The organism is Bacteroides sp. AR20, from assembly GCF_964250605.1.
GTDB classification, from domain to species: Bacteria; Bacteroidota; Bacteroidia; order Bacteroidales; family Bacteroidaceae; genus Bacteroides; species Bacteroides uniformis.
Genome location: NZ_CAXUGK010000032.1, coordinates 39,262 through 56,603 on the forward strand (window position 1 = coordinate 39,262; position 17,342 = coordinate 56,603).

The 17,342-nt window shown below is 45.0% G+C and carries 12 protein-coding genes; 10 read left to right on the top strand and 2 right to left on the bottom strand.

Going from position 1 to position 17,342, the window contains the following annotated elements; translation table 11 throughout:
* Nucleotides 1-63: 63 nt before the first annotated feature.
* The 7 genes from ACESTD_RS15175 to ACESTD_RS15205 are packed head-to-tail and all read left to right on the top strand — an operon-like array spanning nucleotide 64 to nucleotide 11,903.
* The gene (locus ACESTD_RS15175; protein ID WP_057097591.1) at nucleotides 64-2,994 is read left to right on the top strand and encodes a GH92 family glycosyl hydrolase; all 2,931 of its coding nucleotides are present in this window, start codon (nucleotides 64-66) and stop codon (nucleotides 2,992-2,994) included.
* Nucleotides 2,995-3,012: 18 nt separating this feature from the next.
* Nucleotides 3,013-3,876, top strand: coding sequence for an endonuclease/exonuclease/phosphatase family protein (locus ACESTD_RS15180; protein ID WP_195288548.1), 864 nt, complete (start codon nucleotides 3,013-3,015; stop codon nucleotides 3,874-3,876).
* A gap of 13 nt (nucleotides 3,877-3,889) precedes the next feature.
* Complete coding sequence (locus ACESTD_RS15185) at nucleotides 3,890-5,032, top strand: alkaline phosphatase (RefSeq protein WP_195288547.1); 1,143 nt, start codon at nucleotides 3,890-3,892, stop codon at nucleotides 5,030-5,032.
* Between the two features lie 21 nt (nucleotides 5,033-5,053).
* Entirely contained in the window at nucleotides 5,054-6,658 is a 1,605-nt protein-coding gene (locus ACESTD_RS15190; protein WP_120382037.1) for a trehalase family glycosidase, read from the top strand.
* A gap of 14 nt (nucleotides 6,659-6,672) precedes the next feature.
* The gene (locus tag ACESTD_RS15195; protein WP_195288546.1) at nucleotides 6,673-8,124 is read left to right on the top strand and encodes a glycoside hydrolase family 125 protein; all 1,452 of its coding nucleotides are present in this window, start codon (nucleotides 6,673-6,675) and stop codon (nucleotides 8,122-8,124) included.
* Nucleotides 8,121-10,442, top strand: coding sequence for a glycoside hydrolase family 20 protein (locus ACESTD_RS15200; protein ID WP_195288545.1), 2,322 nt, complete (start codon nucleotides 8,121-8,123; stop codon nucleotides 10,440-10,442). The genes ACESTD_RS15195 and ACESTD_RS15200 overlap by 4 nt, the downstream gene beginning before the upstream one ends.
* A gap of 12 nt (nucleotides 10,443-10,454) precedes the next feature.
* Nucleotides 10,455-11,903, top strand: coding sequence for a PA14 domain-containing protein (locus ACESTD_RS15205; RefSeq protein ID WP_117958858.1), 1,449 nt, complete (start codon nucleotides 10,455-10,457; stop codon nucleotides 11,901-11,903).
* A gap of 1 nt (nucleotide 11,904) precedes the next feature.
* Here the strand turns inward: ACESTD_RS15205 and ACESTD_RS15210 are convergent, their stop codons facing one another.
* Both ACESTD_RS15210 and ACESTD_RS15215 read right to left on the bottom strand, forming a co-directional pair.
* The gene (locus ACESTD_RS15210) at nucleotides 11,905-13,077 is read right to left on the bottom strand and encodes a DNA-binding transcriptional regulator (RefSeq protein WP_117865986.1); all 1,173 of its coding nucleotides are present in this window, start codon (nucleotides 13,075-13,077) and stop codon (nucleotides 11,905-11,907) included.
* Nucleotides 13,078-13,144: 67 nt separating this feature from the next.
* Entirely contained in the window at nucleotides 13,145-13,579 is a 435-nt protein-coding gene (locus tag ACESTD_RS15215; protein ID WP_005830048.1) for a thioesterase family protein, read from the bottom strand.
* Between the two features lie 80 nt (nucleotides 13,580-13,659).
* Between ACESTD_RS15215 and ACESTD_RS15220 the strand changes: the two genes are divergently transcribed.
* The 3 genes from ACESTD_RS15220 to fmt all read left to right on the top strand — a co-directional run bounded on the left by ACESTD_RS15220 (nucleotide 13,660) and on the right by fmt (nucleotide 17,167).
* Nucleotides 13,660-14,223 (top strand): L-threonylcarbamoyladenylate synthase, encoded by a 564-nt coding sequence (locus ACESTD_RS15220; RefSeq protein WP_005830050.1) that lies wholly within the window; start codon nucleotides 13,660-13,662, stop codon nucleotides 14,221-14,223.
* A gap of 8 nt (nucleotides 14,224-14,231) precedes the next feature.
* The gene (locus tag ACESTD_RS15225; RefSeq protein WP_005833317.1) at nucleotides 14,232-16,022 is read left to right on the top strand and encodes a chloride channel protein; all 1,791 of its coding nucleotides are present in this window, start codon (nucleotides 14,232-14,234) and stop codon (nucleotides 16,020-16,022) included.
* Nucleotides 16,023-16,195: 173 nt separating this feature from the next.
* A complete protein-coding gene (gene fmt / locus ACESTD_RS15230) occupies nucleotides 16,196-17,167 on the top strand; it encodes a methionyl-tRNA formyltransferase (protein WP_373158978.1) in 972 nt (323 codons plus the stop codon).
* Nucleotides 17,168-17,342: the final 175 nt, after the last annotated feature.

Genomic DNA, 17,342 nt, shown 5'->3' on the forward strand with positions numbered 1-17,342 from the left:
ATTTTAATATACGGAGAGACGGCATTCCCGACAGTCTGCAGCGCTCTTCAAATATACAGTCTGATGAAATTAAAAACTCTTATATGTGCAACTACTGCCTTTTGGGCTTGCTGCTCTTGTACATCCGGTGAACTATCTCCCGTAGACTATGTAGACCCTTTTATAGGTACCGGCTTTCATGGGCATACTTATCCGGGGGCAACCGTTCCGTTCGGGGCGGTACAGTTAAGTCCTGACACGCGTGCCGGAAACTGGGATGCTTGTTCGGGGTATCATTATAATGATACGACTCTAAAAGGTTTTTCACACACACATTTAAGTGGGACCGGATGCATTGATCTTGGGGATATACTGTTTCGTCCTACTACGCTGAAACCGGATTTGACTACGGAAAGCATTTACCAGCCAGCGGCTTTTTCCCATAAAGACGAAGATGCTTCTGCCGGATATTATTCGGTTGTTCTGAAAGAAGAAGGAATAAAAGCTGAATTGACGGTAACGGCACACGCCGGTATGCACCGCTATACGTTTCCTTCCGGCAAAGAAGCATCTATTATTATAGATTTGACTCATTTGCTTGATAACGAATATATTTATGAGGCTGAACTTGAACAGACTGCCGCCAACGAAATAACAGGTATGCGCAGAACCAGGGGATGGACGGACAATCAGTACGTTTATTTTGTAGCCCAGTTCTCGAAACCTTTTCAGGCCATAGACTTTATACAGAATAAAAAGATGGTTTCTGCAGGAGTTAAGTTGAACGGTACCGATTTGCAGGCTTGCTTGTCCTTCGATAATAGTAATGGAGAGCCGGTTATAGCCAAAGTTGGATTATCCATTGTCAGTGAAAAGAATGCACGTGAGAATTTGGAAACCGAGGTGATAGGTTTCGATTTTGATGCCGTGCGTAGTGCTGCCCGTTCCGCTTGGGAACAAGCTCTCTCTGCTATTACGGTAAAAGGCGGCAATACGGACGACTTGAAGAATTTCTATACAGCCATGTATCATTCTATGGTTGTACCCAATGTCGTGAGTGATGTCAATGGTGAGTACCGCCGTCATAATATGGAAATTGGGCAATTGCCAAAAGGCAAAGTGCAATATTCTACATTTTCGCTTTGGGATACTTTCCGTGCATGGAATCCGTTGATGACTTTGATTGATACAACTTTGGTCAATAATATGATAAATTCCTTTCTGGACATTTACGAATCTTCGGGTGAACTTCCTATCTGGCCGCTTTCTGCCGGAGAGACGGGAACTATGATTGGTTATCATGCAGTGTCCGTTATAGCAGATGCTTATATGAAGGGTATTAGAGGATTTGACGCGGAAAAGGCGTTGGAAGCTATGGTAGTTTCTTCTGAAAAGAACAAAAAGGGAGCTGATTACTATATTCAGAATGGCTTTATTCCTTCTAATATAAAGAAAGAGTCCATCTCTTGTTTGCTGGAGTTTGCCTATGATGACTGGTGTATTGCACGTATGGCTCAGGAAATGGGTAAGGATGATATTTATCAAAAGTATATTCAACGTTCCCAGAACTATATCAATGTTTTTGATGGTAATACAAAATTCTTCCGCCCCAAGCGGATGGATGGGAACTGGGAAACTCCCTTCAATCCTATTGAGGTAGGTCGTGCCTATACGGAAGCCACAGCCTGGCAGTATCGCTTCTTTGTACCTCACGATGTAAGCGGTATGGCACAACTGTTTGGTGGTAAGAAAGAGTTTATTACCGCACTCGATTCTATCTTTACAGTAGAGTCGGATGTACATGGCGATTTAGTGGATATTACCGGACTGATAGGTCAATATGTTCATGGCAATGAGCCGAGCCATCATATCGCCTATCTGTACGATTACGTCGGACAGCCTTGGAAGACGCAGGAAATGACACGCCGTCTGCTCCATGAAATGTACGCTCCTACGCCTGAAGGAATCATTGGTAATGAAGATTGTGGACAGATGTCCGGTTGGTATATATTATCCAGCTTGGGTATTTATTCAGTTTGTCCGGGAAGCAATGAATTTGCACTGACTACTCCTCTATTTGAGAAAGCGGTTGTCAACCTGGCAAATAGAAAGACTTTGACCATCCTTGCCAACAACCCGAAGAAGAATGTCTATATCACAAAAGTAGAATTGAACGGACAACCGATAGATGTAAATTTTATTACTTATGCACAGTTGATGGAAGGTGGAGAACTTCGTTTTACTTTGTCCGACAAGCCGAATATGGAGAGAGGTGTTTCCTCTGAAGCATCCCCTTATTCCTATACTAAAGATGAAGTCGTTTCCATTCCCTATGTGGATAAGGATTTGAACTTGTTTATGGATAAGGTAACGGTTGCATTGGCCACAACAACCAAGGATGCCGAAATCAGATATACATTGGATGGCAGCGAGCCCACAGAGCAGTCGGCATTGTACGAGCAGCCTTTTGAACTGGACAAGACCACTTTAATAAAAGCCAAAGGATTCAAGGAAGGTCTCCGCTCAAGCAGAACATTATCCATATCGGCAACGAAAGCTGAATTAAAGGCTGCTCTTTCTGTAAATCCTACTCAGAATGGTACATCTTATAAGTACTTTGAAGGCACTTACCAGAAAGTGGCTGATGTAGAAAAGTCACCGTTGCTGGAGTCTGGTGTCATGCCCGAACCTTCTATTAAGGGTGCTAAGCAGGAGGATCATTTCGGTTATATCTTTTCTGGATTGATAAATGTTCCCGAAGATGGGGTCTATACTTTCCAGACCCGTTCGGACGATGGCAGTGTCTTGTACATTCACGATGAGCAGGTAGTCAATAATGATGCTTCCCATGCTGCAATTCCTGCTACCGGAATGGTCGCGCTGAAGAAAGGTTTTCATCCTTACAAGCTCTATTACTTTGAAGATTATGAAGGTGAGTATTTGAGCTGGGCTTGGAAACTGCCTTCTGCCGAGAAGTTGGCACCCATCCCTGCATCGGCTTTATTTGTGAAATAATAGTTTAATATATATGCTATGAGAAAGTTATTTTTGTTATTTTTACCTTTGTTCGCTGCATCATGCGGACAGGTGAAGCAGCAGGCACCTGCACCAGAGCCCGTTAATGTCATGAGTTTCAATATTCGCTATGACAATCCGGAAGATAGCTTGGACAACTGGCAATACCGTAAAGACCGCGCGGCAAATGCCATCCGTTTTTATGATGTGGATATATTGGGTACGCAAGAAGTACTTCATAATCAGTTGGAAGACCTTAAACAACGATTGCCGGAATACGGAGTCATCGGTGTAGGTCGTGAAGATGGAAAGGAAAAGGGTGAATATAGTGCACTCTGGTATAAGAAAGATCGTTTCAACTTGCTGGATTCTGGCTATTTCTGGTTGAGCGAGACTCCTGAAGTTGCCGGTTCCAAGGGCTGGGATGGAGCTTGTGAGCGTATCGCTTCATGGGCAAAACTGCAAGATAAAGTAAGTGGCAAGGAGTTCTTCGCATTGAATACTCACTTGGATCATGTAGGTGTTGCTGCACGTCGTGAAGGTATAAGCCTTATGCTGGATAAAGTAAATGAGTTGAGTGGTAACTTACCCGTAGTAGTAACGGGCGACTTTAATGCTAGTCCGGAATCGGATGTCATCAAACACGTGACTGACCCTTCCAATCCGGAACACTTGATAGATGCACGCCAGGCATCGGCAATTGTTTATGGTCCGGCATGGAGTTTCCATGATTTCGGAAAGATTCCTTACGATAAACGTCCGCTGATTGATTACGTTTTTGTACGTAATGGACTGAAAGTTTTGAGGTATGGTGTATTGGCTGAAACAGAGAATAATGCTTTCCTCTCCGACCATGCCCCTATTTTAGTAACGGTTGAATAATAAAACAATAATTATGACTAAGATATTAAGAATATGTATCGTTATGCTCTTGGCAGTCTTGCTACTGCCGGTAGAGTTATCGGCACAAAGCCGCCGTGATAAAGAACAGACCTATGTTTTGGACCAACCTTATGAGGTGACAAAGATTACCCCTCCCCAGGGCAAGAAGATAAAGAATGTCATCTTGATGATTGGTGATGGCATGAGTCTTATGCACGTATATTCTGCCTGGACAGCCAATCGAGGCAAGTTGTTTTTGGATAACTGCCAGGTAGTGGGTTTGTCTAAAACCTATTGTGCCAACAAGCTGATTACAGACTCGGGAGCGGGTGGAACAGCCATAGCTACGGGGCGGAAGACAAACTATCATTCTGTGGGTGTAGATACCGAAGGACGTCCTTTGAAATCATTGGTAGACCTGGCTGCTGCTAAAGGTAAATCGACCGGTATAGCGGTGACTTGCCGTCTGTGGGATGCCACTCCTGCTGATTTTTGTTGCCATAACAAGGATAGGGATGCGGAAGCTGAAATCGTAGCAGATTACGTTAATTGCAGTGCCGATTATGTATTCGGTGGAGGTGCCAAGCTTTTCGAAAACCGTGAAGATGGACGTGACTTGTTTAAGGAACTACGCGATAAAGGATTTCAGACTCCTCGCAGTTGGGATGAATTGGCTGGCATAAAGAGTGGTAAGGTATTTGCCGTACCTTATCCGGTCGATACTCCTCTTCCTGCTGAACGTGGCGACCTTTTGGCACGTGCTTCATTGAAAGGTATCGAATTGCTGAACCAAAATAAAAACGGTTTCTTTATGATGATAGAAGGTTCGCAGCTGGATGACTACGGACACTTCAATGACATTGATTTGCTGATGCAGGAAACACATGACTTTGACCGTACTATCGGTGCCATTTATGAATGGGCTGCCAAGGATGGAGAAACATTGGTAGTAGTTACTGCAGACCATGAGACTGGTGGACTTACGTTGGTTGATGGAGATTTGGCAGAAGGCAGAATCGTATGTAAGTTCTCTACCGGTGGTCATAGCGGTGTAATGGTACCAGTGTATGCTTTTGGTCCCGGTGCAGAGGAGTTTACAGGGATTTTTGAAAATACTGCTATCTTTGACAAGATAAAAAAACTGCTCAATTTGTAATTTAAAAAATAACTATTTCCTATGTTGAAACACATTTTATTGGTAAGCTTGCTTTCTTTTTCCACTCTCCCTTTGCTGAAAGCTCAGAGCTGTGGCAATGATGAAAAGTATCATTTGCCTTATAAAAATACATATGTAAAGGAACCGCTGGTCACTGAAAATGAGTATCGTGTGGCAAAACCTGAGACGATTGTGCCGAAAAGCTTCGAAGAAGCTCGGCAGATTCTTCCCAATCCCATTTGGGGTGGACATGACAAGGAACTTGAAATGTATTGGAAGGCATGGGAAATAGCTATCGGCAATATTCGTGCTCCTCAAGCAGGCTCGGGTTTTGTCTCAAGCTATTTGGATACAGCTTATAATGGTAATATCTTTATGTGGGATTCCTCTTTCATTCTGATGTTTGCCCGCTATGGTACCCGTTTCTTTCCTTTCCAGAATACGCTGAACAACTTTTACGCCAAGCAGCATCCCGACGGTTTCATTTGCCGTGAAATAAAGGCGGATGGTGCCGATTGCTTTGAACGCTATGATCCGGTGAGTACCGGACCGAATTTGATGCCTTGGTGTGAGATGGTCTATTTCCATCAGTTTGGTGATACGGAACGCCTGCACAAGATATTTCCGGTACTTTGTGCTTATTATAAGTGGTTGAAATTGAACCATACTTGGAGAAATGGAACCTACTGGTCAAGCGGATGGGGGACCGGCATGGATAATATGCCCCGTGTTCCGTCGGAATACAGCCCTATCTACAGTCACGGGCATATGATTTGGTTAGATACAAACCTACAGCAATTATTTACTGCCAATTTACTACTTGAGATGGGCTTTTATCTGGAACGTTGGCAAGAGATAGAAGAGTTTGAAGACGAAGCCAAAATGCTGGGAAAATATATCCATGACAATCTTTGGGATGAAAAGACCAGTTTCCTTTATGACCAGTATGCTGACGGTACGCTCTGTACAACCAAGGGAATAGGTGCCTATTGGGCTCTGTTTACTGATGTATTGGATTCTGTACAGTTGGACCGCATGGTGAAGGAATTGGATAATCCTGCCACATTCAACCGGAAACACCGTATTCCTTCTTTGTCTGCCGATAATCCCAAGTACAAGGAGAATGGCCGTTATTGGCAGGGTGGCGTATGGCCGGGAACTAATTACATGGTGATGCAGGGCCTTGTGCAGAAAGGTTATGGTAAACTGGCACGGGAGATTTGTTTGAATCATTATGCCCAGGTGTTTGAGGTCTATAAGAAGACTGGAACTTTTTGGGAATATTATGCTCCGGAAAGTGCTGAGCCGGGATTTATGGCAAGGGATAATTTTGTGGGTTGGGCAGGACTTCCTCCTATTGCTGAATTGATAGAATTTATTATCGGTATTCGGGGAGATTATGCCAAAAAGCAGATTATCTGGGATATGAATTTGACGGAGATTAACGGCATAGAACGCTATCCTTTTGGTCCCGAAGGGCTTATCTCCTTAAAAGCTGAAGCACGCCGTTCTGCAAGTGATGAACCCCGTATCACAGTAGATTCTAATATTGATTTTGAACTGTGTGTACTCTATGGTGGAAAAGAGAAAAAGATAAATGTGACATCCGGTAAGCATACCTATTAAAGAAGAAATCAATCATGAAAAACAATATGTCAAGACGCCAATTTCTGAAGACTGGCGGGCTTGCCTTGGCTGCAATGACCTTTCAGCCCGCTTCCGTATTATCTTCATCCGGGACTTTCAGCCAGAGATATGTTTCGTTGCGTCCTTCTGCAAGCAAAAGGAGCTTCATTTCGAAGGCAGTAGATGCTGCTATTGAAGAAGCAAAGCCTAAAATAAAGGACGAGAAGTTGCGTTGGATGTTCGAGAACTGTTTTCCCAATACGCTTGACACTACTGTCAGATATAGAGTGAAGAATGGCAGACCAGATACTTTCGTCATTACAGGTGATATAGATGCCATGTGGCTGCGCGACTCTTCAGCGCAAGTATGGCCCTATCTGCCGTTGATGAAGAAAGATAAGGACTTGCAGTTGATGGTGGCAGGACTTGTCAACAGACAGACTGAATGTATCTTGATAGACCCGTATGCCAATGCCTTCAACGACGGGCCGTTGGGCAGCTATTGGGAAACCGACCATACACAACATATGGTTAAGGAACTGCATGAACGCAAATGGGAGATAGATTCTTTGTGCTATCCCATTCGTCTGGCTTATCATTATTGGCAATACACGGAAGACACGTCTGTGTTCGATGAAAATTGGCATAAAGCTATGCTGCTGGTGGTCAAGACCTTTAAAGAGCAACAGAGGAAACAAGGCTTAGGACCTTATAGCTTTACGCGCGATTGCGACCGCCCTACAGATTCGCAGATTAACAACGGATGGGGAGCACCGGTAAAGCCGGTCGGCTTAATCGTTTCTTCTTTCCGTCCGTCAGATGATGCTACACAATACGGTTTTCTGATTCCTGCTAATATGTTTGCGGTTGTGTCATTGCGCCAATTGGCTGAGATAGAGGATAAAGTTTATGGAAACAAGGACTTCTCCGGCAAATGTATAGCGCTGGCAGATGAAGTGGATGCAGCTATCCGCAGGTATGGTACTTTCAATCATCCGGTTTGTGGACGTATTTATGCTTTTGAGGTCGACGGTTTTGGTAACGCGCTTTGTATGGACGATGCCAATGTACCCAGTTTGCTGGCTGCGCCTTATCTGGGTTATTGTTCTTTTAAAGATGCGATTTACCAGAATACCCGCAAAATGATATGGAGTGACAATAATCCTTATTTCTTTAAAGGAAAAGCCGGTGAAGGGGTAGGAGGTCCTCATGTGGGATTGAATTATATCTGGCCGATGAGCATCATTATGAAGGCTTTTACAACGGATGATTCCGAAGAAATACGTGCTTGTCTGAATCAACTTCGTGATACGGATGGAGGGACGGGCTTTATGCATGAGTCTTTCCATTCGGAGGATGCCGCGGACTTTACTCGTTCCTGGTTTGCCTGGACAAATACTTTGTTCGGTGAACTGATACTGAATACAATCAAGGAATATCCCAACTTATTATCCCAAATACTATGAAGATAAGATATTGGTTACTGGCTATGTCATTCATTTTTCTCTCTTGTGGGAGAGTGGCTGATGATGTAGCGGCAAACTATGGTATTATACCCATGCCGAATGAACTTGCTCCAATGCAGGGAGTGTATGTCCTGCAAGGGGAAAAAACAGTGGCTGTCCCTTCCGGGGAAGCCGCGATGAAAGTTTTTCATTATTTGGAGGATGCGTTGAAAAACACTTCTGTAACGCTGAAGGGTATTTCGGAAACGGGAAAGGCCGATATTTGCTTATCTATAGATAATTCCTTGCCCGATGAGGCCTATACATTGGAGGTTTCTTCCGATAGGATAAATATATCTTCCAATGAAACTGCCGCTGGATTTTTTTATGGTGTCCAGTCTTTGCTGCAGCTCATGCCGGTAGCCATTTATGATGGTGACCGGAAATACGAAGGAAAGATTAGGATTCCTGCTGTCAGCATTACGGATGCTCCCCGTTTCCCTCATCGTGGGGCTATGATGGATGTAGGACGTAATTTTCTGCCCAAAGAGGAAGTGCTGAAGTTTCTTGATTTGATGGCATTCTATAAATTGAATAAATTCCATTTTCATCTGACAGATGACCAAGGATGGAGAATAGAAATAAAGAAATACCCGAAACTGACTGAAATAGGTTCTTATCGTAAACAGACTCAGATAGGACACTCTGATTATTATTTTCCACGGCGTTACGATGGAAAAGAAAAGAGAGGCTATTATACGCAGGAAGAAATAAAGGAAATTGTGAAGTATGCATCCGACCGTTTCATTACGGTCATTCCCGAAATTGAAATGCCGGGACATGCATCCGCAGCACTGGCTTCCTATCCGGAACTTTCTTGCGGACTGGGAAAGACTTATGTGGTGCGTGATTATTTTGATGTTTTTGATGAGGTCTATTGTCCCAAAGAGCATACATTTGAATTCTTACAAAATGTGCTGACCGAAGTTATGGAACTCTTCCCCAGCCATTATATCCACATTGGTGGAGATGAGTGTCCCAAGAAAGCATGGAAGAAGTGTGCCCATTGCCAGCATTTGATGAAGTGGGAAGGTCTGCCCAACGAAGAAGCTCTGCAAAGTTGGTTTATCCATCGGATTGAGCAATTTGTGAACAGTAAAGGGCGTGACATCATCGGGTGGGATGAGATTCTGGAAGGAGGGCTTGCCCCTAATGCTACCGTCATGTCATGGCGTGGCGAGAAAGGAGGTATCGAAGCGGCTCGCCAACGGCATAAAGTCATTATGACACCCGGCAAAAAGTGTTATTTGGATTACTACCAGGAAAGTCCGGAATTTGCCCCGTTGGCTATCGGCGGTTTTCTTCCGTTGGATACGGTGTACAATTATAACCCGCTTCCTGCTGAACTGACTCCGGAAGAACAAGCTTATATAATAGGTGTACAAGCCAATATCTGGGGAGAGTACATACAGACTCCCGAATATTTTGAATATATGGCTTTCCCCCGTTTGCTGGCTATGTCAGAGGTGCAATGGACACAGCCGGAACATAAGGATTTCGAGTCGTTTGCCCGTAGGCTGGATAAGGAGTTTGAACGATTGGATTATTGCGGAGTGAATGCTTGCCGCAACTTCTATGAAGTCAATCAGGCTGGTGCGTGGAACAAGGCGCAGCAGACTTATGAGGTGACTTTGAACACCTTCTGTCCGGATGCCGATATTTACTATGCGGTAAATGATTCAACGGTCAACACTTCATCTTCCCTTTATAAGACTCCGATACCGTTGGACGAGGATGCAACTGTTTATTCGGCAGTTTACAGAGACGGTAAGCCGCTAGGGAAAGTGACCCGCAAGAGTTTTGCTGTAAACAAGGCAACCGGATGTGACTATACTTGTAATCCTGAAGCAGGATGGGAACACTTGAATAAAGGCTTCGGGCTGACTGATGGACGACGTGGCTATGCCCGCGACATGCGTCGCTGGATTAGCTTCTACCAGGATACTGTACAGATTGTAGTGGAACTGAAGAAACCTCAAAAAGTCAAGGAAGTTGCCTTTTCTTCTTTATGGCGGCCGGTAAATGAGATATGGCCGGCAAGAGCGATGAGTGTTTCTGTTTCAATGGATGGTCAGACTTTTATTCCGGTGGGCACTAAACAGCTGACTTATGATTTTACCTTGACGGAAGGCACTCGCTTCCCGGCATCTCTTTCATTTGCCGAAACGGAAGCTGCATTTGTCCGCTTGGAATTATTGAGTGGTGGCTTGTGCCCGAAAGGATATTTTCATGAAGGGTTGCAGAGTGAGTTGGCAATAGATGAAATAGAAATATATTAATCTCAAGAAATTATGAAGAAAATAGTTGTTCTTTTAGTTGTACTGTTGGGCTGTATGCCGGTAACGGCTTTTGCGCAGAAGCAATTCTTTTTTAAGGATGGCAGGTTTGTAGTAGCACAGTTTACAGATTTGCACTGGATGCCGGGTTCTGCAAAGTGTGCCGAAACGGCAGCTACTATCCGTGCTGTCCTGGCAGCCGAACATCCGGACATTGCTATACTGAGTGGGGATGTGGTGACCGATGACCCTGCTATGGATGGATGGAAAAGTGTAGTGGATATTTTCAATGAAGCCAAGATGCCTTTTGTGGTGATGATGGGAAACCATGATGCAGAATACTTGACGCGCAATGAAATCTATGATTTCCTCTTGAAGTCTCCCTACTATGTGGGGGCAAAAGGCCCTGAAGATATTATGGGATGTGGTAATTGTGTGATTTCTATTTATAGTCCGGAGAAGAAGGACCAGGTAGAGGCATTGCTCTATTGCATGGATTCCAACGACTATCAGCCTAATAAAATCTATGGTGCTTACGACTGGATTCATTTCGACCAAATAGAATGGTACAGAAAGCAAAGTAAACACTTTGCAGAGAAGAACGGTGGTAATCCCGTTCCTGCTTTGGCCTTTTTCCATATTCCGCTGATTGAATACAACGAAATCAGAGGTGACGGGAAAACTTATGGCAATGACAAAGAAGGTGGAGTTGCCTCCGCTAACATCAATTCCGGTATGTTTGCTTCCTTCCTTGACATGAGGGATGTAATGGGAGTATTTGTAGGACATGACCATGATAACGATTTTATAGGAATAGATAAAGGTATTGCATTGGGATACGGACGGGTGACCGGTGCGGATGCGTATGGAGAGTTGACGAGAGGAGCCCGTATCATTGAACTGTACGAAGACCAATTCAAATTTGACACATGGATTTCCACTCCTTCGGGAAGGGAGGCTGCCTACTATTACCCTTCAGGTCTGAATTCGGATGAGGAGCAGAGTATGGCTTATTTGCCGGCTACGGGGACTTCTCCCAAGAAGCAGGGCGTGGCATATACCTATTATGAAGGCAAATGTAAACGTGTTGCCGATATTGCCGCCTGCAATAAAGTGAAGGAAGGGGTGATGAAGAACTTCTCGGTTGAAGAAGCAGCCGTCCCTGATCATTTTGCTTATGATTTCCGTACGTTGGTGAAAATTCCAGAAAGGGGAGTATACCGTTTCTATACTTTTTCCGATGATGGTTCTAAACTATACATAGACGGTAAATTGATTGTTGATAACGACGGTGGACACAGCGGACGCCGTGCCGAAGGGAAAGTCGCTCTCGAAGCAGGGTACCACGAGTTGCATCTGCTGTATTTCGAAGATTACATGGGCCAGGAATTGGAAGTCGGGTATTCGGGACGGAATGTTCTGGAAACCGTGTTACCTGATACCATGTTATTTGTACCAGATTAAATCAGCGCTGGTAACTCTTTGTCTGGTACTCTTTCCGATATTCATTGGGAGAGACTTTCTTCAAAGCTTTGAATTGGCGGGACAAGTTCTTCAGATTGTTTATTCCGACTTGTTCCGCCACATCTGCAATCGGAGCATCACTGGCCAACAGCAATTGGGCAAAGCGTTCCATCCTAAGGTTGAAGATATATTTGTGGATGGACTGCTGGGTGACTTGCTTGAAACGAATCTCCAATAAACGGCGTGATAATGGTACTTGTTTCACTATATCCGATACGGTGATATCAGCCGCTATATTCTGATGGATATATTTCAGAGCGGTTTGGATATGGGCATCGGTGGTGGAATAGAAGTCGGTCGAAAGCCGGTTGATGATATTGACTGGTTGGAGCACTACGTCCCGATAAGTGGCCTCCTCATCATTCAATAGATGTTCTATGAGGGCGGCTGCCTCAAATCCGCCTCTTACAATATTTTGGCTGATACTGGATAGGGGAGGGTCTGAAAGATTGCATATAATCTCATCATTGTCGACTCCTAATATTGCTATCTTGTCGGGCACTCTGATGTTGTTGACTTTACAGATTTCCGTAATGCGGTTACCTTGATTGTCGTCGCAAGCCATGAGTGCCGTAGGTTGTGGTAATGACTTTAACCAGTTGAGCAGGGGCGGTGCTTCATAAAACCATAAGTCATCAAGGGATTGGTCCTGATAAGAATAGAAATTGTTTCCAAACCCTTGGGCTGCTATACATTCATAGAAACCCTCGCAGCGTTCTTGTGACCATACCGTATCGCGATAACCGTAGAATGCGAAGTTCTGAAAGCCTTTACTCAGAAAAAACTCTGCTGCCATTCTGCCGGTCTTGCGGTAATCGCCGGTGATGTTTGGAATATTGCTGAACCTTGATTTATAATCCTGGGCCAATGCGATAATTCCGTTTTCACGGAATAGCTCCACATTGTCATCATTGTCAAATCTGCCGATGATTGCATCTGCCTGCCATGTCTTTGCCCATTTCAAGACTCCTTCTATACCATGACTGTTTTTGTAGGAGGGTGGCATACGGCATACTACCCATGGCTCATGGCTTTTGGAATAGGCCAATACCCCCTTTAGCAGATTGTACGAAAAGGACTCTGTAAAATCGGTCAATAATATCAATCGAATCATAGCAGTTGACTAAATGTAACTGATTGTTACTTATACAAATGTTAGCTTAATTGACAAATATAGGATTTTATTTCTTTTTCTTCAAATCTTTTCCCTCATATTTGCAGATTGCTTCAATCCATTTTTCTTCCAGTGGTTTGGATTCGTGTTTGGCGAGGTCGAAGGCTACCATGACGGAGGTACATACGCATTTTACTTCTTGGGTTTCCGTATCAATGACCCGTTGGGCGAGGTGGAAGCTTTTGGTTCCTATCTCAGTGACGGCAGTTTGCACGGCGATATGGTCTGAGCCGTAAATCTGTGCGAGGAAGTTTGCTTCAATATGGACGACAACGATACCATCCTTTTCCCAATCTACATCCGGGCATACGGAAGCGAAATATTCCGTTTTTCCTAAATCATAAAAAGAGAAGTAAACAGTGTTGTTTACATGGCCGAATTTGTCGACGTCATTGAAGCGTAGTTGTATGGGCAGGGTGTGGTTAAATTGAATTTCTTCCATTGTTTTCTCTTAAACTTTGTTTATAATCGCTGCAAAAATACTATTTTTGCGTGTTAATCCGTGAACTTATATATCAAGAAATGATAGAAGACATCAAAAAAGCCTGCCAGGTAATGAGCGAAGGTGGGGTAATTCTGTATCCGACAGATACGATTTGGGGTATAGGTTGTGACGCTACCAATGAAGAAGCGGTGCGCCGTGTATATGAAATCAAGCAACGCTCTGACAGTAAGGCGATGCTGGTATTGGTAGATTCTCCGGTAAAGGTGGATTTCTATGTGCAGGATGTTCCGGAGGTTGCCTGGGATTTGATAGAACTGGCTGACAAGCCCCTTACCATAATTTATTCCGGAGCGCGTAATCTGGCTCCTAACTTGCTTGCCGAAGATGGTAGTGTAGGTATCCGTGTCACCAGTGAGGCATTTTCAAAACGGCTTTGCCAGCAGTTCCGCAAGGCGATAGTCTCTACTTCTGCCAATGTCAGTGGGCAACCGTCTCCCGGTAACTTCAGTGAAATAAGTGAAGACATCAAGTCTGCGGTGGATTATATAGTAGGATACCGCCAGGAGGAAACGGGACGCCCGAAACCGTCCAGTATCATCAAGTTGGGCAAGGGCGGAGTCATTAAGATTATTCGCGAATAAAAGGAAAAATGGCAGAGGACAAGAGGGGTTTGTTGCAGCGCTTCATCATATGGCGCGAAAAGAATATCAAGGAAAAGCAGTTCATACTGATTCTCAGTTTTCTTGTAGGTATCTTTACGGCATTCGCCGCACTGATACTGAAAGTCATCATACACTGGATACAGAACTTCCTGACGGATAATTTCAATGCGACGGAAGCCAACTACCTTTATCTGGTCTATCCGGTAGTGGGTATCTTCCTGACCGGATTGTTTGTCCGCTACGTGGTGAAGGACGACATCAGTCATGGTGTTACCAAAATCCTATACGCCATCTCGCGGCGGCAGGGACGCATCAAACGGCATAACACTTGGTCGTCCATCATAGCCAGTTCCATTACCATCGGTTTCGGTGGCTCGGTCGGGGCGGAGGCGCCTATTGTGCTGACGGGTTCGGCTATCGGTTCCAATCTGGGAACCATCTTCAAGATGGAGCATCGTACGCTGATGCTATTGGTGGGATGTGGTGCTGCCGGTGCGGTTGCAGGCATTTTCAAGGCGCCGATTGCCGGTCTGGTATTTACGCTGGAGGTACTGATGATAGATTTGACAATGTCCTCCTTGTTGCCGTTGCTGATCTCTGCGGTGACGGCTGCAACTGTTTCCTATATCGTGACGGGTACGGATGCCATGTTCAAATTCCATCTGGACCAAGCTTTCGAACTGGAGCGTATTCCGTATGTCATTATGCTGGGTATCTTCTGCGGATTGGTTTCCCTTTATTTTACCCGGGCCATGAACTCTGTGGAAGGCGTGTTCGGAAGGTTGAGAACTCCCTATAAGAAACTGATAATGGGCGGTGCCATGCTGAGTATCCTGATATTCCTTTTCCCACCGTTGTATGGCGAAGGTTACGATACAATAGAATTGTTGCTGAATGGGATGAGCAATGCCGAATGGGACACGGTGATGAATAATTCCTTCTTCTACGGGCACGGCAATCTGTTGCTGATATACCTCATACTGATTATTCTGTTCAAGGTCTTTGCCTCGAGTGCCACGAATGGCGGGGGCGGTTGCGGCGGTATCTTCGCACCTTCGTTGTATCTGGGTTGTATTGCCGGTTTTGTCTTTTCACATTTCAGCAATGAAATAGAGATGACGGCTTATCTGCCCGAGAAGAACTTTGCCTTGATGGGAATGGCGGGGGTCATGAGTGGGGTCATGCACGCTCCGCTGACCGGCGTGTTCCTCATAGCCGAGCTTACGGGAGGATACGACCTGTTTCTGCCACTGATGATTGTTTCTGTCAGTTCCTATCTTACCATCATCATGTTCGAGCCTCATAGTATCTATTCCATGCGTTTGGCCAAGAAAGGAGAACTGTTGACGCACCATAAGGACAAGGCCATCCTTACCCTGATGAAGATGGAGAATGTGGTGGAAAAGGATTTTGTGACCGTGCATCCCGAAATGGATTTGGGCGAACTGGTAAAGGCCATTTCTGCCTCGCATCGCAATGTCTTTCCCGTGACGGATAAGGAAGGGGTGCTGATTGGCATTGTCTTGTTGGACGATATCCGGAACATTATGTTCCGCCAGGAGTTATATCATCGCTTCACGGTGGGAAAACTGATGACTTCGGCTCCGGCACGTCTGTATGATACGGACAGTATGGAGCGGGTGATGCGTACCTTTGATGATACGAAGGCGTGGAATCTGCCGGTGGTGGATGCGGAAAACAAATACTTGGGCTTCGTGTCCAAGTCGAAGATATTCAACTCGTACCGTGAAGTATTGGTACATTTTTCAGAAGACTGAGGACTTTTTGGTATTTACTATTTTACTATTTACAAGTTACTATTTGCCGTTCGGGGTGATGGGGCATTGTAAATCGCAAAGAAGATGCTTCGTACATTGTAAATGGTAAATTGTAAATGGGCAAATGAGTTGCCTCGCAAATGGTACATTGTAAATGGTAAATTGTAAATGAAATGGTGGAAAAGAAGAATTTGAGGATTGTATATATGGGTACTCCCGACTTTGCGGTGGAGGCTCTTCGTTGTCTGGTAGAAGGAGGTTACAATGTGGTGGGTGTCATTACGATGCCCGACAAGCCTGCCGGACGGGGACATAAGCTCCAATTCTCTCCGGTGAAACAGTATGCACTGGAACATAATCTTCCGCTTCTTCAGCCGGAGAAGCTGAAGGATGAGGCTTTTGTGGAGGCGTTGCGTGCATGGAAGGCCGATTTGCAGATAGTCGTTGCCTTCCGCATGTTGCCGGAGGTGGTATGGAACATGCCGCGATTGGGCACCTTCAACCTGCATGCTTCCCTGCTTCCGCAGTATCGCGGCGCAGCCCCCATCAACTGGGCGGTGATTAATGGTGATACGGAAACGGGCATCACCACTTTCTTCCTGAAACATGAGATTGACACCGGTGAGGTTATCCAGCAGGTACGGGTACCCATTGCCGATACGGACAACGTGGGTATCGTCCACGACAAACTGATGCTGTTGGGCGGTCGCCTGGTGGTAGAAACCGTAGATGCCATTCTTGCCGGTACAGTGAAAAGTATTCCTCAAGAAGAAATGGCCGTCGTGGGTGAACTGCGTCCGGCACCGAAAATCTTCAAAGATACTTGTCGTATTGACTGGAACCGCCCGGTGAAGCGTATTTACGATTTTGTACGCGGCCTTTCTCCCTATCCTGCCGCTTGGACGGAGCTGGTCCAACCCGGTGGAGAATCTGTTGTGGTAAAAATCTTCGAGACGGAGAAAATAGGGGAATCCCATCAACTGGTTCCCGGAACCTTGCAGACAGACGGGAAGACCTATATCCGCGTTGCTGCCGAAGATGGCTTTGTCGGCATCTGCTCCCTCCAGTTTCCGGGCAAGAAGAAACTGAAAACGGATGAACTGTTGCGCGGCTTCCGGTTGACGGAAGGATACGTGATGAAATAACTGATTGTCATTCAATGACTTCCTACTGCAAACTTACTGCATACCTTTTGCAGTGAGAGTTTTGATTTCCAATGTTAGGCTGAATTAAATCTTTTCTCTATATTTCCTCTATGAAAAGCAAGACCGCGACTATCTTTGTGAGTGGAAACGAGTGTCTATTCCTTTCTACATCTTT

Excerpts from the sequence above, each read along its gene's own strand:
- ACESTD_RS15175 (WP_057097591.1), top strand. The coding sequence starts at position 64 with ATGAAATTAAAAACTCTTATATGTGCAACTACTGCCTTTTGGGCTTGC.
- ACESTD_RS15180 (WP_195288548.1), top strand. The coding sequence starts at position 3,013 with ATGAGAAAGTTATTTTTGTTATTTTTACCTTTGTTCGCTGCATCATGC.
- ACESTD_RS15185 (WP_195288547.1), top strand. The coding sequence starts at position 3,890 with ATGACTAAGATATTAAGAATATGTATCGTTATGCTCTTGGCAGTCTTG.
- ACESTD_RS15190 (WP_120382037.1), top strand. The coding sequence starts at position 5,054 with ATGTTGAAACACATTTTATTGGTAAGCTTGCTTTCTTTTTCCACTCTC.
- ACESTD_RS15195 (WP_195288546.1), top strand. The coding sequence starts at position 6,673 with ATGAAAAACAATATGTCAAGACGCCAATTTCTGAAGACTGGCGGGCTT.
- ACESTD_RS15200 (WP_195288545.1), top strand. The coding sequence starts at position 8,121 with ATGAAGATAAGATATTGGTTACTGGCTATGTCATTCATTTTTCTCTCT.
- ACESTD_RS15205 (WP_117958858.1), top strand. The coding sequence starts at position 10,455 with ATGAAGAAAATAGTTGTTCTTTTAGTTGTACTGTTGGGCTGTATGCCG.
- ACESTD_RS15210 (WP_117865986.1), bottom strand. The coding sequence starts at position 13,077 with ATGATTCGATTGATATTATTGACCGATTTTACAGAGTCCTTTTCGTAC.
- ACESTD_RS15215 (WP_005830048.1), bottom strand. The coding sequence starts at position 13,579 with ATGGAAGAAATTCAATTTAACCACACCCTGCCCATACAACTACGCTTC.
- ACESTD_RS15220 (WP_005830050.1), top strand. The coding sequence starts at position 13,660 with ATGATAGAAGACATCAAAAAAGCCTGCCAGGTAATGAGCGAAGGTGGG.
- ACESTD_RS15225 (WP_005833317.1), top strand. The coding sequence starts at position 14,232 with ATGGCAGAGGACAAGAGGGGTTTGTTGCAGCGCTTCATCATATGGCGC.
- fmt (WP_373158978.1), top strand. The coding sequence starts at position 16,196 with ATGGTGGAAAAGAAGAATTTGAGGATTGTATATATGGGTACTCCCGAC.